The following is a 23,999-nucleotide window of genomic DNA, read 5'->3' on the forward strand; positions in this document are numbered from 1 at the left end:
AGATGCGGCGGACGCTCAAGGAATTTGCTTGCGCGAATTATTCGAGCGTATAATAAGCCCTGACGCCGTGCGAAGAACGGCCTGCCCGTTCCTCAGGAGATGCCCCCCGTGAACCGCCGCACCTACCATAGGGCAAGCGAGGCCGAGCGGCGCGAGGACCTGATTGCCGCGACGCTCGATTGCATTGCCGAGTTCGGCATCCAGGGCGCGACGGTCCGTCAGATCGCCATGCGCGCCGGCGTCACCGGCGGGCTGATCCGGCACTATTTCAGCAGCAAGGACCAGATGCTGCAGGCGGCCTATCGCAAGGTGATGGCCGGCATGACCGAGGCGGCGGTTGCTGCCGCGATCGAGGGCGAGACGGCGCGTTCGCGCCTGCGCCGCTTCATCGTCGCCAACGTGACGCCGCCGGTCACCGACCCGCGCACGCTGTCGCTCTGGGCCGCATTTATCAGCCATATCCAGATCGATCAGAGTTTCGCCGCCATCCACCGCGAAAACTATCTCTCTTTCCTTGCGGCGCTGGAAACCTTGCTGTCCGCCTTCTTCGTCGAGGAGAAGCGGGCTCTGAGCCCCGCCCAATGCCGCACCTATGCGATCGGGGTCAACGCGCTCGTCGACGGCCTCTGGCTGGAGGGAACGCTTGCAGCCGATACGTTTGCGGAACACGAACTCGCAGAAAATGCCCTGGTCTCCGTGGAAGCGCTGCTGCGCCTGCAGCCCGGCGAGCTTTCAGCCGAACAACGATAAGAAAAGGAACCACCGATGCGTTATGCCTCGATCACCGACCGCCTCGCCCATCTCGGCTCCGGCCGCTGGGCACTCCACCTGACCGCCCGCCGCATGCAGGCATCGGGCGAGGACATCATCGAACTCACCATCGGCGAGCCGGACGTCAAGCCGGACAAGGCCCTGCTCGATGAGGCGGCGCGCGCCATGTATGCCGGCCGCACCCGGTATTCCAATGGCCGCGGCGAGCCGCCGGTGCTGAAGGCGCTGGTGGAAAAGTATTCGAAACGCCGGCCAGGTGTCACGGAGCGCAATTTTCTCTGTTTCCCCGGCACCCAGACCGCTCTCTATGCCGTCATGACCGGTCTCGTCGAAGCCGGCGACGGCGTGCTCGTCGGCGATCCGCTCTATGCCACCTATGAAGGTGTCATCCAGTCCACCGGCGCGCACATGATCCCCGTGCCGCTGCGTCCGGAAAAGAAATTCCACCTGCAGGCCGAGGACCTCGAACGGGCGATCACGCCGGAGGCCCGCGTGCTCCTTCTCAACACGCCGCACAACCCGACCGGCGCGGTGCTGACTGCCGCGGAAATCGCCGCCATCGGCGACGTCTGCCGCAAGCATGACCTCTGGATCGTTTCGGACGAGGTCTATGAGCAGTTGATCTTCGAAGGCACGCCCTTCGCCTCGCCCTTCGACATTCCGGCACTGGCCGAACGTACCATCGCGGTCTCGTCGATCTCGAAATCCCATGCTGCCCCCGGCTTCCGCAGCGGCTGGGCCGCCGGCCCCGAAGAGTTCTGTGAAAGACTGCTGCCGGTGTCCGAAACCATGCTGTTCGGCGTGCAGCCCTTCATCTCCGACATGACCGCCATGGCGCTGTCGCAGCATTTCGACACCGCCGACGTGATGCGGGAAAATTATCGCCGCCGTGCCACCATCGTCGAAAAGGCCTTTGCCGGCAGCAATCTCGTCAAGCCGATGCCGCCGGAAGGGGGCATGTTTGTCCTGCTCGACGTGACCGCCACCGGCCTCAACGGCGAGGAATTCGCCTGGGAACTGCTGCGCGAGAAAAAAGTGGCCGTCATGCCCGGCACCTCCTTCGGCGCCCAGGCCGCAGGCTTCCTGCGCATCTCGCTGACGGTCCCGGACGATGCGGTTGCAACCGCCATGCACCGTATCGCCGACCTCGCCGGCCGCATCGCATCCACTGGCAGAGACCGCGCGACAAACCCGATGGCGTGAGGGCTGCGGCACTTTCCAGGCGGGATACTCTGTAAGCAATTACGAGTATCAGACCGGCACTCGATTCCCTTGACCCCTTGACGACAGCGGTGGCAGGTCCTTACTGCCCCAAGACAACCGGGGCGCAGTAAGGGTAATGATCAATCCGTTGAACAAGTTGAACGCTCCCGACCCGGCTGTAACCATCCGCCGCATTCTCAAGGTCAACCATGCTGGCGAGTTTGGAGCCATTCGAATTTACGGCGCCCAGATTTTGGTGGCCCGACAATTGTTCCCGGATATCGTGCCAGCGCTTCAAGAAATGCGCGAAGATGAGATCGAGCATTGCACCCTGTTTCATGACGCAATGCCCGCTAGGAGCGCCAAACCTTGCCGTGTGATGTCGCTCTGGAGCCTCGGCGGTTATGTGCTCGGCTTCCTGACAGCACTCGGCGGAAGGACTATGGTCTGGATCTGCACCGAGGCGGTCGAAAGTACGGTCCACCGCCATCTGGAAGACCAATTGGCTTTCCTTCTGACCAAGGATCCGTCGCTTCATGCCCTCATCGCGTCGATTCAAGAGCAAGAATTGGCGCACCTTCGGAAGGCGGAAGATAACCAGAGAAGGCGTGGTCTGCGTCACGCACTGCTCATGCCAATCGTGGGGGGCCTTACCGAGAGCATGATCTGGTTGTCCACTTGGGGGGACTCCAGCCGGATGCGAGCTGAAATGGCGCGCGTTAAAAAGACCTGATCTCTTGGGACGATCGCTTGCGTACCGACTGCAACGGCACAAAGTTGCCCTTACCGGAGCACTTCCGATAAGAATACGACGCGGTTTGCGTCTGCCCCTTAACCACTAAATTCCTTTGTCCCGACACTTCTTAGTCTCCTCCGATGGCGGCTCCCAGCCGAAGACGCTGCGGCCGCCCCATTCGTGCGACTGGCGGAATTCGCCAGCGACGATCTCGTTGAGGTCCGGGCCTGTCACATACCGTTCCATCTGGCGGGCCTGGTCGTCGAGCCGCTTCAGCGCCTGCAGCTCCTCCTCGCGGCCGAGCCGGGCCTTGCCGACGGCGGACTTCATCACCTTGATCGTCTCGTCATAAACCTTCAGCGGCACCGGAAACGGATGCCGGTCCTTGCCGCCATGGGCGAGCGAGAAGCGCGCCGGATCGGAAAACCGGCAGGGCGTGCCATGCACCACCTCGGCGACCATTGCGAGCGCCTTGACCGTCCGCGCGCCGACGCCCGGCATCAGCAGCAGGTTCTCGAAATCCTCCGGGCCGCGATCGGCCGCCGCCGCCAGCGTGCCATGCAGCCGCCTCATGTTGACGTCCTCCTCGCGGACATCGTGATGCGCCGGCATGACCAGATGCGGCAGCATCGGCTGCGCCGGTTCCTTCACCTTGCGCGCCGGCTCGATGGCGATCACCTTGCGGACGATCCGGTCCGGCCCGAGCGTCGCGAGCAGATCGAGCTGGCCCTTTCGGGAGGCTTCGGCACGGTGGTCGGCGAGATTGACGATCTCGCCCTGCCCGCGGCCTTCGATGGCCGCATGCGGAGAATCGACGAAGCTCTTCAAACCCTCCGAGATCCAGTGGTAACGCCGCGCCTGGCGCTTGTCGCCGTTCATGCCCTGCTGCACCACTACCCATTTGCCGTCGTCGGTGACGATGAAACCATGAAGATAGAGATCAAAACCGTCCTGCACCGCGGCGCTGTCGACCTTGGCGACCAGTCGGCTGGTCGTCGCAAGGCCACTGCCATCGATGCCGACGCGGTTGCCGACGGCGATCAATTCGTCCGGCGTCTTGCGGGAGCTCTGGCCGCGGCCGCCGCAGACATGGACGCCGAGCTCGCCGGCCATCGGCGTCAGCCCGCGCTTGAGTGCGCCGAGAACGCTGGTGGTAATGCCGGAAGAATGCCAGTCCATGCCCATAACGCAACCGAAGGACTGGAACCAGAAGGGATGCGCCAGCCGCCGAAGCAGTTCGTCGCGGCCATATTCGATGACGATCGCCTGAGTGATCACGGCACCGAGCTTGGTCATGCGCTCACCGAGCCACCGGGGAACCCGGCCGCCATGAAGCGGGAGATCGGCGCTGCCTGCTCTTTGAACCATGATCCGCTTATATACGGACGCCCGGGCTCACGATAGGGAAAAGTTCTGCAAACGTTCTCGCAATAGCCCGATCGTCGGCACATCCGCATTGGCGAAGGCGAAGCGCAGGTAATCCTGCTGACTCTCGCCGAAATAGGCGCCAGGAATGCAGATAATGCCGGCCTGCTTCGCAAGCTTTTCCGCCACTTCCGCGGAGCTCCTGCCCGGAAAGGGATGCCGCACGAAGGCGAAATAGGCGCCGATCGCGTCGAGCTTCCAGTCGTTGACGGAGCGCATCACCGCCTTCAAGGCATCGGCGCGGCGGCCGATCTCCTGGCGGTTATCCTCGCGCCAGTCGGCAAGCAGCGGCAGCGCCTTGGCGACGGCAGCCTGGGCCGCCCGCGGCGCGCAGATCTGCAGATTGTCCATGATCTTGGCGATCTGTTCGACCGCGACCGGACCCGCGGTGATCGCCCCGAGCCGGTGGCCGGGGATGCAGAAGGATTTCGAAAAACTGTAGAGGCTGATCAGCGTGTCCTGCCAACTTTCGAGGCTGAAGAGAACATGCGGCGCCTGGTCGGCGGCAGGCAGAAAGTCGCGATAGGTCTCGTCGAGGATCAGCCAGATGCCCTTGTTCCGGCAGAGCCTGAAGATCGCTTCGAGCAACGATGGCGGATAGATCGCGCCGGTGGGGTTGTTGGGCGATACAAGCGCCAGTGCCTTGACGTCGCCGGTGATCGCCGCTTCGAGCCCGACGAGATCCGGCAGGAAACCGTTCGCTGCATCGCAGGCGACGAAAGCGGTCTTGATGCCCATCATCGCCAACGTCGTTTCGTGGTTAAAATAGAAGGGCTCGGTCATCAGCACAGTATTGCCCGGACCGGCGACGGTCATCGCCGCGCAGACGAAGGCCTGGTTGCAGCCCGACGTGATGTGGATGTTCCTGAGCCCGATACTCGCGCCATAAACTTCCGAGACATGCGCGGCATAGGCTGTCCGAAGTTCCGCCTCGCCTTCGATCGGCCCATATCCGGTAAAGGCTTTTGAAGAGCCGGTCTCGCCGAGCAGTTTCAGCATGTCCGGATGGGCCGGATAACCCGGTACGGCCTGAGAGAGATCGATCAGCGGACCCCGGGACCCGTCATAGGCACGCCCCCAGGCGGCGACGGAGGGAACGGGTGGAGGGCTGAGCTTTTCGATAAGCGGATTGAAGGCAGGCATGATCTTCCGAGAACAGGATTTTCCGAACAGGCAATTGCCAAGATGGGCAATTGATTGCCTTTCTTGTTTATCAGATTATCGGGCGACGCAAGGAGAACCGGATATGGCCGACGAGATTGAGCCCAAGGATTCGAAGCTCACCATCACCAAGCGGAAATGGGCGGAGCAAGGCAAGTTCCTGACCGGCCGGATCGCCAGGCCGGAAACCGACCGCCTACCGCCCGGCCAGCACCTGGTCAAGAACTGGCCGGTCCTCGATCTCGGCCAGCAGCCGCAGGTCTCGCCCGAGCGCTGGAAACTCGACGTGCGCGGCCTCGTCAACAACCGCAGGACCTTGGACTGGGCGGCCTTCCAGGCTCTGCCGCAGACAGAGATGCGCTCCGACATCCATTGCGTGACCACCTGGTCGCGCTACGACAACAACTGGAAAGGCGTTTCGACACACGACTTTCTCGATCTCGTCGATCCGCAAGAGGAGGCGGTTGCCGTCATGCTGACCAGCTATGACGGCTATACCACCAACCTGCTTCTCTCGGATTTCGCCTCGCCGGACGCGATCATCGTCACTGAGTGGGAAGGCAAGCCGCTCACCGAGGAACATGGCGGGCCGGTGCGGCTGGTGGTGCCGCACCTCTATTTCTGGAAGAGCGCCAAATGGCTCAACCGCATCGAGTTCCTCGACCGCGACCAAGCCGGCTTCTGGGAAAAGAACGGCTACCATATGCGCGGCGACCCCTGGTCCGAGGAGCGTTATTCGGACGACTAACCGAACTGGACGAGGTTGAGCGCCGGCAGCGGGCCACCGGGGAACTGCGCCAGCTTGGCGCCTACCGCAAGCGGCCCGAGATCGATGCCGAAGAAACCGAGCTTGTCGATCAGCCCGCCGACCTCCGACTTCGAGGCCGCATCGTCACCGGAATAAAACAGCACACGCTTGCCGCCTTCGGAAGAAGGATCAGCCTCGAGCAGTTTTGCCAGCAGATGGTTGAAGGCCTTAACAACTCGGGCGCCCGGCACGAGGTCCGCGACGATCTCGCTGGAAAGGCGGCCATTGAGTTCAGCCGGCTTGAACAGCGGCGCTTCGATCGGGTTGTTTGCATCGATGACGATCCGGCCGTTCCAGGCCGGCAGGCCGGCAAGGGCAGCCGGCAGCTTCGACCAGGGAACCGCGATCAGCACCATGTCCGCACTTGCTGCCTCTTCGATCGTGCCCGCGGAAATCCAGCGAGACAGCTCGGCCGTCAGTGTTTCGAGCGAGGCCGGGCCGCGGCTGTTGGCGATGGTGGCGCGCACGCCGTTTCTTGCAAGAGTGCGGGCGAAGGCTGCGCCGATATTGCCGGCGCCGATGATACCGATGGTCATGATTGCGATACTCCAGTGGTTTCGATGGCTGGAATATCACCTCTGGATTGGCGGTTGATTAGCCGGTAATATAGCCAATCATCTTCAAGCAATCATTGAGAATAGGCCGCGTGGAAAGTCTCGCCAATCTCGAATCCTTCGTGCGCAGCGCCGAACTTGGCGGTTTCTCGGCTGCGGCCAGGCGGTTGGCACTGACACCCGCGGCCGTGAGCCGCAACGTGGCGATGCTCGAAAGGAACCTCGGCACCCGCCTCTTCCAGCGCAGCACGCGAAGGCTGACGCTGACGGAAGCGGGCGAACGTTTTCTGTCGGAGATCCGCGACCACGTCGAGGCGCTGCAGACCGCGATCGCCGGCGCCTCGTCGGAAAGCGCAGAACCGGCCGGTGTGCTGAAAGTCAGCATGAGCCCGCATTTCGGAACAGGGTATATCCTGCCGCTGCTGCCGGAGTTCATGGCGCGTTACCCGCTGATCCGCCCGGACTGGACGTTCGAAAACCGGCAGGTCGATCTGATCGCCGAGGGATATGACGCGGCGATCGGCGGCGGGTTTGAGCTGACGCCCGGCGCGGTCGCCCGGGTGCTGGCGCCGGCCCACATCGTTCTGGTCGCTTCACCGGCCTACATAAAGGACAGGTTCATGCCGGCCCATCCGGCGGACCTTTCGAACCTCGACGGCATCCATATGCGCTCTTCCAATACCGGCCGTATCCGACAATGGGTGATGCGAAATGCCGGCGGCGAAGAGGTGCCGGTGGCACTGAGGGAAAAGATGGTGCTCAACGACCCAGCCGCCATTGCCCACGCAGCAAACCTCGGCCTTGGCGTTGCGATGATCGCGATGCCGGATGCCTTATCGTATATGGAGAGCGGTACGCTCGTCCGCCTGCTGCCCGACTGGTATGCGGATATCGGGCCGATCTCGATCTATTACGCCAGCAAGACGCTGCTGCCGGCAAAAACCCGCGTCTTTATCGACTTCGTGGTCGAGCATTTCCGGAAGGAACGTCTGGCCGAACGTTTTGCCGGCAGCCTCGGGGCATCCAACACGCCGAAGCGAAAATAGGCGCACCCGACTGACGCCGGATGCGCGGGATCGATCAGATCAGCTTTTCGAGCGTGATCGGCAGGTCCCGGACGCGTTTGCCGGTCGCGTGGAAGACCGCGTTGGCGATTGCCGGCGCGACGCCGACGATGCCGACTTCGCCGACGCCCTTGCCGCCCAGCGCCGAGGCGCCGTAGTCGGGAATGCCGACCGAGATTACCTCGATATGCGGCACGTCCGCATTGGTCGGCACCAGATAGTCGCCCATGTTGCTGTTGACGGTGCGGCCGTTGCGCTGGTCGACGAGACCTTCCTCGAGGAGCGCCTGGCCGATGCCCATGATGATGCCGCCCCGCCACTGGCTTTCGACCAGCCGCGGATTGTAGAGCCGGCCGCAATCGAAGGCCGAGACGATGCGGGACACCCGCACCGTTCCAAAATCCTCATCCACCCTCACTTCGGCGAAATGGGCGCACCAGCTATGCATGGAATATTCGCCCATGGTCGGCCCCTGAACCTTTACCATGCTCGTCCAGGCCTGATGCTGCTCCTGGGCGGTAGCACCTTCCGGCAGCGTATTCCTCAGGATCTCGATCTCGTCGCGACCGAGCGCCGCCATCAGTTCCGAAAGCGTGAGCGACGGGCCTTGGTCGCGGGGAGCGGCAACGCGGCCGCCGCTGAAAGTCAGCGTATTGGCGCCGGTATCGCGCAGCGGCGATTTCTCGTCGTTGAGCGCCAGTCCGATCAGTTCGTCGCGGGCCGCTGTCGCCGCCTTGTGCACGGCGCCGAGAATGGAGCCCGCCAGCATCGAGCCGCCGGCGATCGCCGAGCCCGGCAACCGGGAATCGCCAAGATGGACCTCGACCTGGTCGGCGGGAATGCCGAACACTTCGGCCACCGTCTGGGCAAGAATCGTATAGGTCCCCTGCCCCATGTCGATCGCACCGCTGACGACCTCGACACGGCCGTTGCGCAGGATGCGGATCATCGCCTCGCTGGGCGCCTGAAGGACCGGGAACGTGCCGCAGCCGATGCCCCAGCCGATCAGGGTTTTGCCGTCGCGCATCGAACGTGGCTCATGGCTGCGCCTCGACCAGCCGAAGGCTTCGGCCCCTTCGGTCAGCGCTTCGCGCAGCCGGCGGGTCGACCAGGGTTTTCCCGACTGGTAGTCGTGGTCGGCGTAGTTTTTCAGCCGCAGTTCGAGCGGGTCCATGCCGAGTTTGTAGGCGAGCTCCTCCATCGCACTTTCGATGCCGAACGCGCTGGGGTTCTTGCCCGGTCCGCGTAACGCACCCGGTGTGACGGCGTTGACCGGCACGACCCGATGCTGCGACGAGAAATTCTCTATCCTGTAGAGGATCGGCGTTGCGGCACCGGTCTGCTCAGGCCAATCCGCATAGGTGGAGGTCTCGCTGGCGCCGCGATGGACGATAGCCTGCAAGATGCCGTCTTCTGTCGCGCCGATCTTGATCCGCTGGCGTGTCGCGGCGCGACCGCCATAGTTGGTGAAATTCTGCGGTCGCGTGAGCGCAAGCTTTACCGGCCGGCCGAGCTTCCTGGACGCGAAAGCTGCCACCGCGCCATGGGCGAGCGCCGCCCCCTTGGAGCCGAACCCGCCGCCGATGAACGGCGAGATCAGGCGGACATTTTCGTAAGGAATGCCGAACCATTCGGAATAGCTGCGCGCCATGCCGTGAGACCACTGGCTCGGCTCCCAGACCGTGATTTGGTCGCCATCCCACTTCACGGTCAGCCCATGCGGCTCCATGGCGACGTGATATTCACGCGGCGTCGAATATTCGCCTTCGATCTGAACTGGCGCGGCCGCAAGTGCGGCCTCGGCATCACCCCATCCGGCGGTAAGATTGTCCATCACCTTGCCTTCGCCGGCCGCCGTATCGTTGAAGCTCGCGACATGCGGCGCCTTCTCATAGGTGATGCAGATCAGCCTTGCCGCCTCGACCGCCTGTTCGCGGCTTTCCGCGACGACTGCGGCGATCGACTGGCCATTGTACTGCACCTGCCGCGGCAGCGGATAATACGGCTGGTTATCGGGGCGATTGCCACCCCAGTCGGAGGCAACCAGAAGACCCATGTCGTCATCCGGCGTCAGCACCATCAGCACGCCCGGGGCCGCAAGCGCCTTTTCCGCATCGACCGAAATGACGCGGCCGGCCGGAATCGTGCTCTGGACGAGAATGGCGTAGGCAAGGTCTTCGAGCGGATATTCCAGTGCATAGGTCGCACCGCCGGTGACCTTCAGATTGCCTTCGAAGCGTGTTTGACGACCGCCGACAGTCCCGTCTGAGGCATCGCCGTGTTTGCGGGGTTCCATGATGGTCATACGAGACCTCCAACTTTCAGGATGGCGCGGGCGACAACGCGCGGCGCAAGCTCGATCTTGTAGTGATTGGCGCCATGCGAAACGGCACCTTCCATGGCGAGCCGGCTCGCCGCCTCGACGGTTTCCGCGCTGAGCACCTTGCCGACCAGCGCCTGTTCGACGTTGCGAGCCCGCCACGGCTTGGTGGCGACGCCGCCGAGAACGACGCGGATATCGCGAACCGTCTTGCCGTCCGCTTCGAATTCCAGCCCGACTGCGGCACTCGCCGCCGCAAACTCGTAGGACTGGCGGTCGCGAACCTTGAGATAGGTAGAGTTCTTCGCCGCCGCCGAGGCCGGAATGGTGATCGCGGTGATCATCTCGCCGCGCTGCAACGCGGTTTCCCGCTCCGGCGTATTGCCCGGCGTCAGGAAAAAGTCGTCGACCGACACCGTCCGGCCCCCGAGATCGACCACGGCGTCGAAGGCGGCGAGCGCGACTGCGAGGTCACCCGGATAGGTGGCGATGCAGGCATCGCTGGTGCCGAGGACAGCGTGGTTGCGGGTGACGCCGCCAAGCGCCGAACAGCCGGAGCCGGGATTGCGCTTGTGGCAGGCCGGAAACACGTCCGGCTCGCGGAAATACGAACAGCGTGTCCGCTGCAACAGGTTGCCGCCGATCGTCGCCATGTTGCGGAGTTGGGCGGAGGCCGCCAGCGACAGCGATTCCGAAACCGCCGGGAAAGCGGCGCGGATGCCTGCGTGATCGGCAACCGCGCCCATCTTGGCAAGCGCACCGATCGTGGCGCCGCCGGCATCGAGGGTGATCCCGCCGAGCCCGGAAAGGTGGGTGATGTCGATGACGGTTTCCGGCTCCATCACGCCGCATTTGGCGAGATCGAGAAGCGTCGTGCCACCGGCAAGCAGCGTTGAACCGGCCTGGAGCGCCGCCTGCCGGGCTTCACCGGCGGACGAGGCGCGGAGATAGGAAAAGTCTCTCATCACGCCATCTCCGCCGCTTCGCGCACCGCCGCGACGATGCTGTTATAGGCTCCGCACCGACAGAGATTGCCGGACATGTATTCGCGGATTTCGTCGTCGGATCCCGCATGGCCTTCGCGGATGCAGGCGACTGCCGACATGATCTGGCCGGGCGTGCAATAGCCGCATTGGAACGCATCATGCTCCACGAAAGCCGCCTGGACAGGGTGCAGCTCGCCGTTTTCCGCGGCAATCCCCTCAATCGTGGTGATCTGTCGGCCTTCGACCTGGGCTGCGAGCGTCAGACAGGAGAGCACACGGCTGCCGTCGACATGACAGGTGCAGGCGCCGCACTGGCCCTGGTCGCAGCCCTTCTTGGTACCGGTCAGCGCCAGATGTTCGCGCAGAGCATCGAGCAGCGTGACACGCGGTTCGACATCGAGTTCGTGCCGCCTCCCGTTGATATCGAGCGAAAGATGGATGGTTCGTGTCATGGATCAAGCTCCTGCCATTGTCACGAGAATGAGAATTTAAAGCCTGGGACGGACTGGCCAACTGGCTGCGATGCCCTAGATGATGTTCGGCGAGAGAAGCACCGGCACATTTCGGCATGACATCCGTCCCCCTCTGGACTAAGAAGTGGAGGGCACTCCAGATAAACGGAGGCGCCTCCGTTTAAACTAGTGGCTTACTGATTTTCGTCAAGCCCTCATTTGCCTGGAGCAATATTTTGGCCTCGGCCGAGCCGAAGACGACATCGCCCGCATCGACCAAGCTTCGCGCCGATGCCCGCCGTAACCGCGACAGGCTGATCGAGGTGGCGGCCGCAGCCTTTGCGGAAAATGGCGTCGAGACCTCGCTGGAAGATATAGCACGCCAGGCTTGTGTCGGCATCGGCACCCTTTACCGGCATTTCCCGAGCCGCGAGCATCTCGTGGAAGTGGTCTATCGGCGCGAACTCGAAAGCCTCGCCACGGCTGCCACAGAACTTGCCCAAAAACATTCGCCGGATGTTGCGCTCGAGGAATGGATGCGTCGTTTCGTGGGCTACATCGCCACCAAGCGCGGCATGGCCAACAGCCTTCGCATTCTCATGACATCGAACTCCTCCCTTTTTTCCGAGGGCTCGGGCCTGATCCGCGGCGCTTTGGAAAGCCTGTTGAAGACCGCCGGCGACAAGGGATGTATCCGCAGCGACATCGAGACAAGCGATCTCCTGCACGCGCTGTCGAGTATCTATTCGATTCCGGAATCGCCCGAATGGCGTGAGCGGTCGCATCGCCTGATCGGCCTCTTGATGGACGGCCTTCGGACCCGCCGATAACACCCGCTCAATGCCTCGGATCTGCTCGGAAACGGCCCGTCGGATAGGCTAGATTTCGCATCTCGTTTGAACGGAAAATCAAGCAATCCTCGATTGACAGGTATCCTGTTACTACGCCGGCCTGATTCCAATATTATCGTTATAAAATAAACGGATAGCACAGGTATATTTTCGAACTTTTAGCGCCGAAAATCATCAAAAATCGTTGTACAATATCAAAATTCAATCTGTCGTTAAAGAGTTTGACCTTAATCTTCCGGCAACCGCGTGACCGCCATCCGGTGTAGCGCAAGAGCCGGTATGAGACCGGTTCTCTTCCCACACTGCCAGATATCAGATCTGCGCGTGAAAACGCGTTGCCTCATTCGAGGCTTCACCAATCCGGAGCCGAACCTCATGTCCCGTCTCTCCATTCGCAGCTCGCTCATCGCCGTCTTCGGCGCGATTGCAGCTCTCGTCGCCGTTCTCGCCTGGGCGGCCATATCCTCGCTCTCCAACGTCGCCGGCAATCTCAATACGATTTCCGAGAACTCGATGCCGAGCGTTCAGGCTTCGAAGAATATCGAGACGGCCATTCTCGGAATGACGGTCGCCTATATGGGCCATCTCACCACCACCTCGGACTTCGGCATGGAATCGGCGGAAAAGCTGATCGCCCAGCAATCCGATGCGCTGAAGGTCGCTCTCAACGCCTACAGGCCGCTGATTTCCAGCGATCAGGAAAAGCAGATCATCGACCAGATCCAGGCCGGCATCGACAAATACATCCTGAACGGCCAGAAGATGCTGGACTTCTCCCGCAAGGCTTCGGACGCCCGCGCCCGTGTCGAGATGGAAAAGATGCGCATCACCATCCAGCCAGCGATGGAAGCCGTTACCAAGCTGGTCAAGTCGAACACGGATGAGGCGGCCGTCGAAACCGCAAAGGCGAAGACGACCTACTCCACCGCGCTCACCACGATGGAAATCATCCTCGGCGTCGTTTTCTTGCTGATCGTCGGTGCCGCCGTCTACGTGTTGTCCGGTATTGCCCGCCCCATCCAGCGCATCACGGCGTCGATGAGCGGCCTTGCCGCAGGTGACACCGCCACCGAAATCCCCTTCGCCGGCCGCAAGGACGAAGTCGGCGCCATGGCCGGCGCCGTCGAAGTGTTCCGCCAGGCCGCGATCTCCAACAGGCAGCTTCAGGAAGAGGCCGAGGAAGCCCGCGCCCACGCCGAAGCCGACCGGATTCGCCTGCAGGAAGAGGCGGAAGCCTCGGCCCAGGCCCGCCTGCACGAAGCGACCTCCGGCCTTGCCGCCGGCCTGCGTCGCCTTGCCTCCGGTGACCTCGCCTTCCAGCTCAACGAGCCTTTTGCTCCGGATTTCGAAGCGCTGCGCGAAGACCTGAACTCCGCCGTGTCCCGTCTCGGCGCCGCACTTTCCGAAGTCGCCGGCTCGGCCCAGTCGATCGACAGCGGCTCGCGTGAAGTCAGCCAGAGCGCCGACGACCTTTCCAAGCGGACTGAACAGCAGGCAGCCTCGCTTGAAGAGACCGCCGCAGCCCTCGACGAAATCACCGTCAACGTCTCGAACTCTTCCAAACGCGCGGACGAGGCGAAGTCCATCGCGCTGCAGGCAAATTCGAGCGCCGCCCAGTCGGGCGCCGTGGTTGCCAACGCCGTCGACGCGATGCAGCGCATCGAGCAGTCGTCCAGCCAGATCTCCAACATCATCGGCGTCATCGACGAGATCGCCTTCCAGACTAATCTGTTGGCGCTGAATGCCGGCGTCGAAGCGGCTCGTGCGGGTGATGCCGGCAAGGGTTTTGCGGTTGTCGCCCAGGAAGTCCGCGAACTCGCCCAGCGTTCCGCGAGCGCCGCCAAGGAGATCAAGGACCTCATCCGCAAGTCGGGCGCCGAGGTTCAGAACGGCGTTAAGCTGGTGCGCGAGACCGGCGACGCGCTGAAAACGATCGAATCCCACGTCGTCACCATCAACGAGCACATCAGCGCGATCGCCACCGCCGCCCGCGAACAGTCGGTCGGACTTGCCGAAGTCAATTCGGCCGTCAACCAGATGGACCAGGTGACACAGCAAAACGCTGCAATGGTCGAGGAAACCAATGCCGCCGGCGCCAATCTCGCCTCGGAAAGCACGAAGCTGCGCGATCTCCTCACCCGCTTCAAGCTCTCCGAGGGCGGTCAGCGTTCCGGAATACAGCAGCGGCCGGCCTACGGCTCCGCTCCGGTTGCTGCCGGCCGCAACGCCGTTCCGCAGGAATCGCCGGCCCGTCGCCTTGCGCAGCGCGTCAGCAAGTCCTTTGGCGGCGCCGCGGCTGCGGCAAGCACGGAATCGCAGTGGACCGAATTCTGATCCGCTGATCGAAGCTCAGCTTTAACTGTCGCTCTTCGACGGCCCGGCCTCTGCCATCTGGCGCAGAAGCCGGGCCGTTTCGTCATTGGCGGGAAAGAAGGATTCGACCGCCAGTTCCGACAGCGTCACATCGACCGGGGTTCCGAAAACTGTCGTCGTCGAGATGAAGGATAGCAGTCCCGCCTCGGTCCGCAGGTCCATCGGCATGGCGATGCCCGCATAGTCATGTTTCGCCGCCGCTTTCGGCGTATCTTCCGGCACCGGATAGCCGGAAAGCTCTTCCAGCAATGCCCTGAGAACGCGGTCACCGGTCGCGGCGATCTGCTGGCGGAGCCGTTCGAGCAGGTGACTGCGCCACTCGAAAAGATTGGCAATGTGAGGCGCAAGGCCCTGCGGATGCAGGCTGAGCCGCAGCACGTTGACCGGACCCTCGATCAGCGACCGGTCGCCGACATCCGCAAGTAGCGGCGCCATCGCGGCATTGGCGGCCACCAGGGTCCAGTGCCGGTCGACCGCCAGTGCCGGGAACGGCTCGTGGCCCTTCAGCACCATATCGATCGCCCGCCGCGCCGGCTGGAGTGCCGGATCGTCCAGCTTGCGCTCGGCAAAGACCGGCGCAAAACCGGCGGCGAGCAGCATCGGATTGCGCTCGCGGAGCGGCACCTCAAGCCGCTCCGCGAGATGCAGCAGCATGTCGCGGCTGGGGGCCGCCCGCCCGCTTTCGATGAAGCTCAGATGACGCTGCGAGATTTCAGCCTCCAGCGCCAGATCGAGCTGGCTCATGCGCCGGCGGCGGCGCCATTCGCGCAGGAGGTCACCGAGGGGGCGGGCGGGTGCGAGAGTCGTCATGCGGCAGCGGGAACCTGATCGAGGAAACCGCAGACCGACTTCAGCCGGCCGTTTTCCAGGACGGCAAAATCCGTGCCCTTGATCAGCGCCTCGCCGTCCACGGGGCCAAGCTCCCAGGAAAAGCGCAGATTGTCGTCGTAGCCGTCGGGCGTACCGAGCAGCGTGAAGCGGAAACCCGGAAACCGCGCCTGGACGCCTTCAACCAGGCGATCGACACCCTCATGGCCTTCGCCGCGCATCAGCGGATCGACGTAAAGCCCGTCTTCCGCCCAGGTCTCGGCGATCATCGCCTTGCGGCGAACGGCATCCGTCTCGTTCCAGATGGCGAGATAACGTTCGGCATTGGTGTTCGCATCGGTCATGTCTTTTCTCCTTGAGATCGTCCTGCTCGTTGCAGGCAGGGCGAACATGCCGGAGCGGCTGCATCGTCTCAATTACGCGGCAGGTAATAACTATCGCGCCGAAAGCGCAAGTCTCGCGCCGAGCACCACGAAGGCGCCAGCGAAGATACGGCGCATCCAGGCAAGAATATTCGGCCGCGAGATGACGTGGTTCCGCACCGAGGCGGCAAACAGGCCGTAGAGGACGAACATGCCGAACGTCATCAGCATGAAGACGAGGCTGAGCTCGGTCATGCGCAGAACAGGTGCGGCTTCGTCATGGGCGACGAACTGCGGCAGGAAGGCAAAGAAGAAGATCGACAGTTTCGGGTTGAGCAGATTGGCAAGGATAGCCGAGACGATGACTTGGCCAACCGATTTCGGCGTCTTGTCCGCCTCCACGGTCAGCGCCCCCTTTTCCTTCAGGACCTGCCAGGCCATGAACAGCAGATAGGCGACGCCGAGATATTTGATGATCTCGAAGGCCAAGGCGCTGGTATGCAGCAGCGCGGCAAGGCCCGAGACCGCCGCAATCATGTGCGGCAGGATGCCGAGCGTACAGCCGAGCGCGGCAACGAGGCTTGCTCGCGCACCTCGCGACAGGCCGGCGGCGAGCGTGATCAGCACGCCGGTACCGGGTGAAGCGACGACGATGAAGGAGGTGATCAGGAATTCCGGGCTCATGGGCGATCCTTTCGAGGTGTTTTCCCACAGCTATCGCAGAGCGTCTCATCGATCTTGAACGAAATTGCAGGCGAACGATTGCCTGGATGCGGCGGCGAACCTATCGTCGCGCCATCTGATTGCGGACCCGACCTCATGACCTCCTCTCCCAACGACATCGACATCGGCTACGACGTGCCGGCCGCCATCGGCGATAAGATCGCCGACATCCAGACGCCGGCGCTGATCATCGATCTCGATGCCTTCGAGCGGAATGTCGCGCGGATGAAGGATCATGCCGAGGCGATGGGCGTGCGGCTTCGCCCGCATGCCAAGACCCACAAGTCGGCGGATGTCGCCCTCTACCAGATCGCGAACGGCGGAGCAGTCGGCATCTGCTGCCAGAAAGTATCCGAAGCGGAAGCGCTGGTCCGCGGTGGCGTCACCGACCTGCTCGTCGCCAACGAGGTGGCCGACCCGAAGAAGATTGACCGGCTGGCGCGGCTCGCAAGGAGCGCCCACGTCTCCGTCTGCGTCGACGATCCCGCAGTCGTCGCCACGCTCTCCGAAGCGGCCGTCCGGCATGGCGTGACGCTTGACGTGCTGGTGGAGATCGATTGCGGCGCCCGCCGCTGCGGCGTACTACCCGGCCCGCCGGCGGTCGAACTCGCAAAGACGGTCGCCGCCGCGCCGAACCTCGCCTTCGCCGGCATTCAGGCCTATCACGGCAGCGCCCAGCATATCTACGATCCGGTCGACCGTCGGGCCGCGATCGACAAGGCGATCGGCATGGCGCGAGAGACGTCGGACCTGCTGCGCGAGGCAGGACTGGAACCGAAGATCATCACCGGGGCGGGAACAGGCACCCACAACCTCGAGGGGTCATCCGGCGTCTATAACGAGATCCAGCCCGGTTCCTACGTCTTCATGGATGTGGATTACGCCCGTGTCCGCTCGATCGAAGGCAACGGCACGGTCGGCGGTTTCGAACATGCGCTGTTCGTGCTGACCTCGATCATGAGCAAGCCTGCCTCCGGCCGCGCCATCTGCGACGCGGGCCTCAAGGCACACTCGATCGACAGCGGCCTGCCGACGGTGTTCGAACGACCCGATCTCAAGTTCGTCAGCGCTTCGGACGAACACGGCAAGATCGAAGACCCGCAGGATATGTTGAAGCTCAACGACCGGCTGCGTCTCGTGCCCGGCCATTGCGACCCGACCTGCAATCTCTACGACTGGTATGTCTGCGTCCGCAACGGCCGTGTCGAGGCGCTCTGGCCGGTCACCGCCCGCGGCAAGCTTTATTGACCGCCTAAAAGCGGTGGATGCGCAGGCCCAACACCTTTTCCGAGATGACCACCACCGCCATCGTCAGCACGATCGAGCAGGTCGAGACGGCCGCCGCTTCCGGCGTGAAATTGGTGCGCAAGTAGTCGAACAGCTGGATCGGCAGCGTCGACATGCCAACCCCTTTCAGCATGAAGGAAATGGTAAAGACGTCGAACGAGATGATGAAGGCGAACAGGCAGCCGCCGATGACGCCCGGCTTGATCAGCGGCAGCATGATCCGCCGGAAGCGGGTGAACCGCCCTGCCCCGAGGCTCTGCGCCGCAAGGCTCCAGGCCGGGTCGTAGCTTTCCATCGAGGCCGAGACGTTGATGAACACGAAGGGCAGCGTGATCAGCACATGGCCGACGATCATGCCGACCAGGTTCTGCGTGCCGAGGCCGACCGAATAGACGAAGAACAGCAGAGAGATCGCGGTCAGCACTTCCGGCAGCAAGAGCGGCGCCAGCATGGCTACCCGCACCGTTTCCTTGAGCTTTCCCGCATGGGTCACGTAGAACATCGCCGCCATCGTGCCGATGATGCCGGAGATCACCATGGTCAGCGTCGCGATCCACAGCGAGGTGCGGATCGCCCGCATGAACACCTCGTTGTTGAAGAAGACGAGATACCAGCGGAAGGAGAGCCCCTGCGGCGGGAAGGTGAGGAAAGCCCCGGCATTGAAGGAGGCGATCACCACGACCGCGATCGGCGCCAGCAGGAAGGCGTAGATGATCAGGCAATAGACGGTGAAGAACGGTTTCGACATGTCTCTATGCCTTCCATTTCATGACGGTCAGCCGCCCGAAGATGACGACGAAGATCGCACCGGTGACCGACAGCATCAGCGCCAGCGCCGAACCGAACGGCCACTGGAACGTATCGATCAGCGCATCCACCACCGTCACCGCCATGGTTTTCACGCGCAGGCCGCCGATCAGCGACGGCGTCACATAGGCGCTGAGCGACAGAACGAAGACGAGGATGCAGCCGGCCTGGATGCCCGGCAGCGACAGCGGCAGGGTGATGCGCCGGAAGGAGGTGACCTTCGACGCCCCGAGCGAACGGGCCGCCGCTTCGAGCGACGGATCGATGCCCTGGATGGCGCTCATGATCGGCAGGATCATGAAGGGCAGGAAGACATGCACCAGCGCGATGATGATGCCGAGCGCATTGTACATCAACGGCAGCGGCCCATCGATCAGCCCCCAGCCGGTCAGGGTGCGGTTGATGATGCCGTTATTGCCGAGCAGGATCGTCCAGCCGTAGCTGCGGATGACGATGCCGACGAGCAGAGGTGAGAGCACCAGCGCATAACCCAGCGCGCGGAAGGTCGAGGCCCCGCGAGCCAGCTGCCAGGCGACGGGATAACCGAGAACCAGGCAGATGAAGGTCGTCAGGAAGCCGATCCACAGCGTGTTGATCACCTGTTGGATGTAGAAGAAGTCCGAGAAGAACTTGCCGTAATTGCCAAGCGTGAAGCCCGGCCCATAGGGCGTGCCCTGCCCCGGCATACGGAAGCTCATGACGACGATATTGAGATAGGGCAGCACGAGGAACACGCCGAGCAGGATCGCGGCAGGCGCGATCAGCAGCAGCGGTCCGAACCTTTTCCTGGGCGGGACAATCATGCCACGGTCCCTAACGGCCAGAAGCGATCGGATGGCGCATGCACCAGCACTTGTTCGCCATCGGCAAACCGGGTGCGTGGAAACGTCTGGACGTTGACGACAGCGCCGGTCGCAAGCTCCAGCCGGTAGTCGACGAGACTGCCGGAATAATAGCTCGACAGAACCTTGGCCGGCGCCCCTGTGGAGCCTGAATTGATCGGCAGCAGCTCGACCGCTTCCGGGCGCAGAGCCAGCATCAGCTCCGCACCATCGGCGAAATCTCCGCTGACCGGCACGTCGCCGAAGGCAGTCGATACGACGCGGTTGCCGACTTTGCCGCGAATGATGTTCACCTGTCCGACGAACTCGGCGACTTCCAGATTGGCGGGCCGCTCGTAGATATCCGATGGCGTGCCGATCTGGGCGATGCGGCCGCCGAACATCACGACGACCCGGTCGGACATGGTCATCGCCTCGGCCTGGTCGTGGGTGACGTAGACCGTTGTGATACCGACGCGGCGCTGCAGATCGCGGATGAAGACACGCATCTCCTCGCGCAGCTTGGCGTCGAGATTGGCGAGCGGTTCGTCGAGCAGCAGGATCTTCGGCTCGATGACCAAAGCGCGCGCAAGCGCCACGCGCTGCTGCTGGCCGCCGGAAAGCTGGCGCGGATAACGCTCCGAATAACCGGTAAGCTGCACCATATCCAGCACCTTGGCGATGCGGGTACGGATCTCGCCCTTTGGAAGCTTCCGCATCTCAAGCCCGAAGGCGAGGTTCTTTTCGACCGTCATATGCGGAAACAGCGCATAGTTCTGGAAGACCATGCCGATATCGCGCTTTTCGACCGGCACATGCACCACGTCGCGGCCGTCGAAGCGGATCGCCCCTTCGGTCGCATCCTCGAAACCGGCGATCATCTTCAGCGTCGTCGTCTTGCCGCAACCGGAGGGTCCGAGCAGCGAGATGAACTCGCCCTCCGCGATCCTGATCGAAATGCTGTTGACTGCGGGACCCTGCCCATAGTCCTTGGTCAGCTTTTCGATGCTAACCTCTGTCATGAAATTCCACTTTCCATTTGAAGAGCCGGACCCCGAAAAAGCCGATCATGGCCTGCCCTCATGGCAGGCCATGATCGCAGTTGGGGAAATCACTTGATGGTCTTCGCCCACCGTTCGGCGAGCTCGCCCTGCTTTTCGTTGACGAAGTTCCAGTCCCAGGTGAGGATCTTGTCCATGTCCGCGCCGGAAACCGGCACGTCGACCTTGAGATCGGCCGGCACAACCACCTTGGAATTGGTCGGCGAGATGAAGAACTCCTTCATCATCATCCCCTGCACTTCCGGCGACAGCAGGAAATTGGCGTACTGGTAGGCCAGTTCCTTTTCCGGAGCATTGGCAAGGATGTTGATGGTCTGGTCGAACATGAACATCCCTTCCTCCGGGATGATGCAGTCGACCGGCAGGCCCTGGCGGCGCAGGCGAGCGATCTCGCCGAAGTCGAAGGGTGCGACGACAATTTCGCCGGAGGCAAGGCCCGTCGACATGTTGAAGTCCACCTGGATCACCGAGCCGAGCTTCTGGAGAGCCGCGAAACCGGCATCTACGTCATACTGGTCCTTGCCGAAGATCTTCGAAAACAGCAGCAATTCCATCTTGCCGGCGCTGTTGGCGAAGTTGTAGAGGCCGATTTTGCCCTTGAACTCCGGATTGTTCCAGAGATCCTTCCAGGACTTCGGCTTGGTCCTCACTAGGTCCGTGCGGTAGCCGATGCCGATCGGCGAAACGGCGCCGATCGCACCCCAGCCATCGGTCTTCTTGGCGAGCGGATAGAGGTCGGCGTAGTTCGGCAGCTTGGTGAGGTCGAGCTTTTCGAAAAAGCCTTCCTTGCGCAGGCCGGAGGCAAAAACCTCGTTGGTCATCACCATTGAATAGGGAGGTTTGGCGGCGCCCGCCGCACGCAGGTTGGCGCCCCAGACGCGGCCGTTGCCGACGTCGAGCGTCACGGCGGCGCCGGTCTGCTTGGTGAAGGCGGGACCGACGGTCGAACGCCAGTACTGTTCCCACACCCCGCCGAGCGTCGGCACGACCAGCGCCTTCCCTTGAGCCCGCGCCGGAAGACCGAAAAGGCCGGCCGCGGCGAGTGCACCCATTCCGGCAAGCGTTTGCCGCTTTGTCAAATCCATCATGTTAGTTCCCCTTGTTGCGGTCTTTCGAGACCTTGCTGTGCCGGCGGTTCTCCGCTTCTGCGCACGAATTCGGTCGGTGATCAGCCTTTCGAAAAAGCCTGTTTCGTCTTCAGGTCGATATATTCGCCATAGGTGATCGGTTCATATTTGGCACCACCCTTTACGAACGGGGCCAGGCACTCGATCACCGTATCCTTGGACGGGTTGAGGAAGAACGGGATCGACTGACGGCGGGCAGTGCCCTTGAAACCGGTCGGTGGATTGGCGACGCGGTGCGGTGTCGAGACCCATTCGTCATTCGTCCAGCGCATGAAGGCATCGGCGATGTTGATCACATAGGCGCCCTCGATCGACGGCGCGTCCAGCCAGTCGCCGTTGCGGTTGCGCACCTGCAGTCCGCCGGCCGAAGCCTCCGAGCGCAGGATCGTCATGAAGCCGTAGTCGGTATGCACGCCGGCACGCATCTGGCCCGGCAGCGGAGATTCTTCCTGTTCCGGATAGTTGATGACGCGCAGCGCCGAGAGATGGTTTTCGAAAGAGGGCTCAAAATAATCCTGATCGAGCCCGATCGCCTGGCAGAAGATGCGGCGCATGTGCCTGGCGAGGGTTTCCATTTCCTTGAAATAATCGCGAAACGCCTGCTCCAGGCCATCCGGCCTGTCCGGCCAGGCGTCGCCGGGCAGGTTCTCGCCGAAGTTCAGGCTTTCCTTGTAGTCGCCCGGCGTCTTGATGCCGAGCGTGGCGGCAAGCGCCTCTTCGGCGATCGGCGAAAAAGCGACGCCGCCCATAACGCCGGCGCCGCGGCCCTGGGTCTTCTTCCAGTCCTGCGGGTAATCAAAGAAGGCGCGGGCGAGATTGTAGAGCCTCGACGTCACCTCGGGCGAAACACCATGGCCGGTCACGAGAAAGAAGCCCGTGTCGCGGCAGGCCGTTTCGATCGTCTTCACGACGGCGGCAGCGCCTGCCTCGTTGCGGATGAAGGGGCCGACATCCACCACCGGAATGCCGGGAGCGGCATCATGGGATGACGCAGGATTGGCGCTCGTTAAGGACATGCCTTCCTCCAATTCACATCTGACAAACAGATGTTGACAAAAACATCTGTTGTTGTCCATATCAAAATGAACGAAGTTGCAATGCGGTTCTCGACCCAAGGACGATCGACGAAACATGGATGACCTTGCGCCACAGGAAGCGGCCGTCCTGGCAATCATCAAGGACAACCCGTTCGCGGGCCAGCAGGAGATCGCCACCATGCTTGGGCTGGCGCGATCGACGGTCGCTGCCCACATCGTCCAGTTGATGCAGAAGGGTTACATCCTCGGCCGCGGGTATGTGATGCCCGCCGAAACCCGCGCAGTCTGCATCGGCGGCGCCGTGCTCGACCGCAAATACCGCGCCAAGCAGGAATTCGTCTTCGAGACTTCGAACCCGGTCGACGGCGTCCGCAGCCTCGGCGGCGTTGCCCGCAACGTCGCTGAAAACCTCGCCCTTCTCGGCACCACAACCAGTTTCGTCTCGATCGTCGGCGACGACGAAGGCGGCCGGGCGGTGGTGAAGCACATGCGCGATCGCGGCATCGATGTCAGCCAGATCATCACCACCACCGAGCGCCCGACGGCGGAATATGCCGCTATCCTCGACACCAAGGGCGATCTTGTGCTCGGCATTGCCGACATGAGCATTTTCGACTTGCTGCTGCCGAGCCATATCGAGCGCATCTGGCCACATCTCGCCGCTGCAAGCTGGGTGTTTTCCGACTGCAACCTGCCGGCTGAGACGCTGGCCGCCCTCATCGCCAAGCGCCAAGGCGCCCGTTTCCGGCTGGCGATCGACGCGGTCTCGACACCCAAGGCAGCCCGCCTGCCAAAAGATCTCACCGGCGTCGATCTGCTGTTCATGAACATCGATGAGGCCAACGCGATCCTCGGTCGCAAGGCGCATGAAACGATCGACGACGCTAAAGAGGCGGCGCTTGCCCTGCAGGCGGCCGGTGCGCGCGAAGCGGTCGTTACCATGGGTCCGCGCGGCATTGCGATCGCCGGCACCGAGGGCGCCCGCACCTTCCCGGCAGTCCATGCCCGGCCGGTCGATATCACCGGCGCAGGGGATGCGATGATCGCCGGCACGCTGCACCGGATCCTGCACGGCGAGGACACCTACAATGCGGCCCGCACCGGCGCACTGCTCGGCACGCTGACCACCGAAAGCACCGCAAGCGTCCATACGGACCTGTCCGAACGCTTCCTGGAAGCCAATATGCACCGATTGGCCGGCTGACCTTCGGCTGGCCGAAAACGATTTAAGGAATACCGAAA

The 23,999-nt window shown here is 62.7% G+C and carries 23 protein-coding genes; 9 read left to right on the forward strand and 14 right to left on the reverse strand.

Annotated features, from left to right (window positions below; all coding sequences use genetic code 11):
- Nucleotides 1-108 precede the first annotated feature (108 nt).
- The 3 genes from MOV63_RS00790 (at nucleotide 109) to MOV63_RS00800 (ending at nucleotide 2,707) form a co-directional block, all read left to right on the forward strand.
- Nucleotides 109-750: a TetR family transcriptional regulator C-terminal domain-containing protein gene (locus MOV63_RS00790; RefSeq protein ID WP_247031094.1), complete on the forward strand. Its 642-nt coding sequence runs from the start codon at nucleotides 109-111 to the stop codon at nucleotides 748-750.
- Between the two features lie 15 nt (nucleotides 751-765).
- Nucleotides 766-1,974, forward strand: a complete 1,209-nt coding sequence (locus MOV63_RS00795) for a pyridoxal phosphate-dependent aminotransferase (RefSeq protein ID WP_247031095.1) — start codon at nucleotides 766-768, stop codon at nucleotides 1,972-1,974.
- A gap of 136 nt (nucleotides 1,975-2,110) precedes the next feature.
- Nucleotides 2,111-2,707: a demethoxyubiquinone hydroxylase family protein gene (locus MOV63_RS00800; protein WP_247031096.1), complete on the forward strand. Its 597-nt coding sequence runs from the start codon at nucleotides 2,111-2,113 to the stop codon at nucleotides 2,705-2,707.
- Between the two features lie 105 nt (nucleotides 2,708-2,812).
- Here the strand turns inward: MOV63_RS00800 and MOV63_RS00805 are convergent, their stop codons facing one another.
- Together MOV63_RS00805 and MOV63_RS00810 are read right to left on the reverse strand one after the other, a co-directional pair.
- Nucleotides 2,813-4,078: a DUF763 domain-containing protein gene (locus MOV63_RS00805; protein ID WP_247031097.1), complete on the reverse strand. Its 1,266-nt coding sequence runs from the start codon at nucleotides 4,076-4,078 to the stop codon at nucleotides 2,813-2,815.
- A gap of 27 nt (nucleotides 4,079-4,105) precedes the next feature.
- Nucleotides 4,106-5,278, reverse strand: coding sequence for an aminotransferase (locus tag MOV63_RS00810; protein ID WP_247031098.1), 1,173 nt, complete (start codon nucleotides 5,276-5,278; stop codon nucleotides 4,106-4,108).
- Between the two features lie 103 nt (nucleotides 5,279-5,381).
- On the opposite strand from MOV63_RS00810, the gene MOV63_RS00815 reads away from it, so the two are divergent.
- Nucleotides 5,382-6,044 carry a sulfite oxidase-like oxidoreductase gene (locus MOV63_RS00815; RefSeq protein WP_247031099.1) on the forward strand — a complete coding sequence of 221 codons (663 nt, stop codon included), beginning with the start codon at nucleotides 5,382-5,384 and terminating at the stop codon, nucleotides 6,042-6,044.
- Here MOV63_RS00815 and MOV63_RS00820 read toward each other — a convergent pair.
- Entirely contained in the window at nucleotides 6,041-6,643 is a 603-nt protein-coding gene (locus tag MOV63_RS00820; RefSeq protein ID WP_366518633.1) for an NAD(P)-binding domain-containing protein, read from the reverse strand. The two genes, MOV63_RS00815 and MOV63_RS00820, sit on opposite strands and share 4 nt — an antisense overlap.
- 107 nt (nucleotides 6,644-6,750) lie before the next feature.
- Between MOV63_RS00820 and MOV63_RS00825 the strand changes: the two genes are divergently transcribed.
- Nucleotides 6,751-7,704: a LysR family transcriptional regulator gene (locus MOV63_RS00825; protein WP_247031101.1), complete on the forward strand. Its 954-nt coding sequence runs from the start codon at nucleotides 6,751-6,753 to the stop codon at nucleotides 7,702-7,704.
- Nucleotides 7,705-7,738: 34 nt separating this feature from the next.
- Here the strand turns inward: MOV63_RS00825 and MOV63_RS00830 are convergent, their stop codons facing one another.
- Genes MOV63_RS00830 through MOV63_RS00840 form a run of 3 tightly spaced genes read right to left on the reverse strand, consistent with a single transcriptional unit; the run spans nucleotide 7,739 to nucleotide 11,480 of the window.
- Nucleotides 7,739-10,027, reverse strand: a complete 2,289-nt coding sequence (locus MOV63_RS00830; RefSeq protein ID WP_247031102.1) for a xanthine dehydrogenase family protein molybdopterin-binding subunit — start codon at nucleotides 10,025-10,027, stop codon at nucleotides 7,739-7,741.
- The gene (locus tag MOV63_RS00835; protein WP_247031103.1) at nucleotides 10,024-11,007 is read right to left on the reverse strand and encodes a xanthine dehydrogenase family protein subunit M; all 984 of its coding nucleotides are present in this window, start codon (nucleotides 11,005-11,007) and stop codon (nucleotides 10,024-10,026) included. The genes MOV63_RS00830 and MOV63_RS00835 overlap by 4 nt, the downstream gene beginning before the upstream one ends.
- Nucleotides 11,007-11,480: a (2Fe-2S)-binding protein gene (locus MOV63_RS00840; protein WP_247031104.1), complete on the reverse strand. Its 474-nt coding sequence runs from the start codon at nucleotides 11,478-11,480 to the stop codon at nucleotides 11,007-11,009. The genes MOV63_RS00835 and MOV63_RS00840 overlap by 1 nt, the downstream gene beginning before the upstream one ends.
- Nucleotides 11,481-11,716: 236 nt before the next feature.
- Between MOV63_RS00840 and MOV63_RS00845 the strand changes: the two genes are divergently transcribed.
- Both MOV63_RS00845 and MOV63_RS00850 read left to right on the forward strand, forming a co-directional pair.
- On the forward strand, nucleotides 11,717-12,310 hold the full coding sequence (locus MOV63_RS00845) for a TetR/AcrR family transcriptional regulator (protein WP_247031105.1): 594 nt from the start codon (nucleotides 11,717-11,719) through the stop codon (nucleotides 12,308-12,310).
- Nucleotides 12,311-12,706: 396 nt separating this feature from the next.
- Entirely contained in the window at nucleotides 12,707-14,665 is a 1,959-nt protein-coding gene (locus MOV63_RS00850; RefSeq protein ID WP_247031106.1) for a methyl-accepting chemotaxis protein, read from the forward strand.
- Nucleotides 14,666-14,686: 21 nt separating this feature from the next.
- On the opposite strand, the gene MOV63_RS00855 is transcribed toward MOV63_RS00850, so the two are convergent.
- The 3 genes from MOV63_RS00855 to MOV63_RS00865 all read right to left on the reverse strand — a co-directional run bounded on the left by MOV63_RS00855 (nucleotide 14,687) and on the right by MOV63_RS00865 (nucleotide 16,578).
- Nucleotides 14,687-15,514 (reverse strand): helix-turn-helix domain-containing protein, encoded by an 828-nt coding sequence (locus MOV63_RS00855; RefSeq protein ID WP_247031107.1) that lies wholly within the window; start codon nucleotides 15,512-15,514, stop codon nucleotides 14,687-14,689.
- On the reverse strand, nucleotides 15,511-15,876 hold the full coding sequence (locus tag MOV63_RS00860) for a nuclear transport factor 2 family protein (protein ID WP_038545822.1): 366 nt from the start codon (nucleotides 15,874-15,876) through the stop codon (nucleotides 15,511-15,513). Before MOV63_RS00860 ends, MOV63_RS00855 begins: the two co-directional genes overlap by 4 nt.
- 90 nt (nucleotides 15,877-15,966) lie before the next feature.
- Entirely contained in the window at nucleotides 15,967-16,578 is a 612-nt protein-coding gene (locus MOV63_RS00865; protein WP_247031108.1) for a LysE family translocator, read from the reverse strand.
- 135 nt (nucleotides 16,579-16,713) lie between these two features.
- Here MOV63_RS00865 and MOV63_RS00870 point away from each other — a divergent pair, with 135 nt between their 5' ends.
- Nucleotides 16,714-17,865, forward strand: a complete 1,152-nt coding sequence (locus MOV63_RS00870; protein WP_247031109.1) for a DSD1 family PLP-dependent enzyme — start codon at nucleotides 16,714-16,716, stop codon at nucleotides 17,863-17,865.
- A 4-nt stretch (nucleotides 17,866-17,869) separates the two neighbouring features.
- On the opposite strand, the gene MOV63_RS00875 is transcribed toward MOV63_RS00870, so the two are convergent.
- The 5 genes from MOV63_RS00875 to MOV63_RS00895 form a co-directional block, all read right to left on the reverse strand.
- Entirely contained in the window at nucleotides 17,870-18,652 is a 783-nt protein-coding gene (locus tag MOV63_RS00875) for an ABC transporter permease (RefSeq protein ID WP_038545831.1), read from the reverse strand.
- A 4-nt stretch (nucleotides 18,653-18,656) separates the two neighbouring features.
- Nucleotides 18,657-19,514, reverse strand: coding sequence for an ABC transporter permease (locus MOV63_RS00880; RefSeq protein ID WP_247031110.1), 858 nt, complete (start codon nucleotides 19,512-19,514; stop codon nucleotides 18,657-18,659).
- Nucleotides 19,511-20,554 (reverse strand): ABC transporter ATP-binding protein, encoded by a 1,044-nt coding sequence (locus tag MOV63_RS00885; protein ID WP_247031111.1) that lies wholly within the window; start codon nucleotides 20,552-20,554, stop codon nucleotides 19,511-19,513. Before MOV63_RS00885 ends, MOV63_RS00880 begins: the two co-directional genes overlap by 4 nt.
- 89 nt (nucleotides 20,555-20,643) lie before the next feature.
- Nucleotides 20,644-21,681 carry an ABC transporter substrate-binding protein gene (locus MOV63_RS00890; protein WP_247031112.1) on the reverse strand — a complete coding sequence of 346 codons (1,038 nt, stop codon included), beginning with the start codon at nucleotides 21,679-21,681 and terminating at the stop codon, nucleotides 20,644-20,646.
- A gap of 80 nt (nucleotides 21,682-21,761) precedes the next feature.
- Nucleotides 21,762-22,736, reverse strand: a complete 975-nt coding sequence (locus MOV63_RS00895) for an isopenicillin N synthase family oxygenase (RefSeq protein WP_247031113.1) — start codon at nucleotides 22,734-22,736, stop codon at nucleotides 21,762-21,764.
- Between the two features lie 115 nt (nucleotides 22,737-22,851).
- On the opposite strand from MOV63_RS00895, the gene MOV63_RS00900 reads away from it, so the two are divergent.
- Complete coding sequence (locus tag MOV63_RS00900; protein WP_247031114.1) at nucleotides 22,852-23,961, forward strand: carbohydrate kinase; 1,110 nt, start codon at nucleotides 22,852-22,854, stop codon at nucleotides 23,959-23,961.
- Nucleotides 23,962-23,999 lie beyond the last annotated feature (38 nt).

The sequence above is a fragment of the Neorhizobium sp. SHOUNA12A genome, from assembly GCF_023006505.1.
Classification (GTDB): Bacteria; Pseudomonadota; Alphaproteobacteria; order Rhizobiales; family Rhizobiaceae; genus Neorhizobium.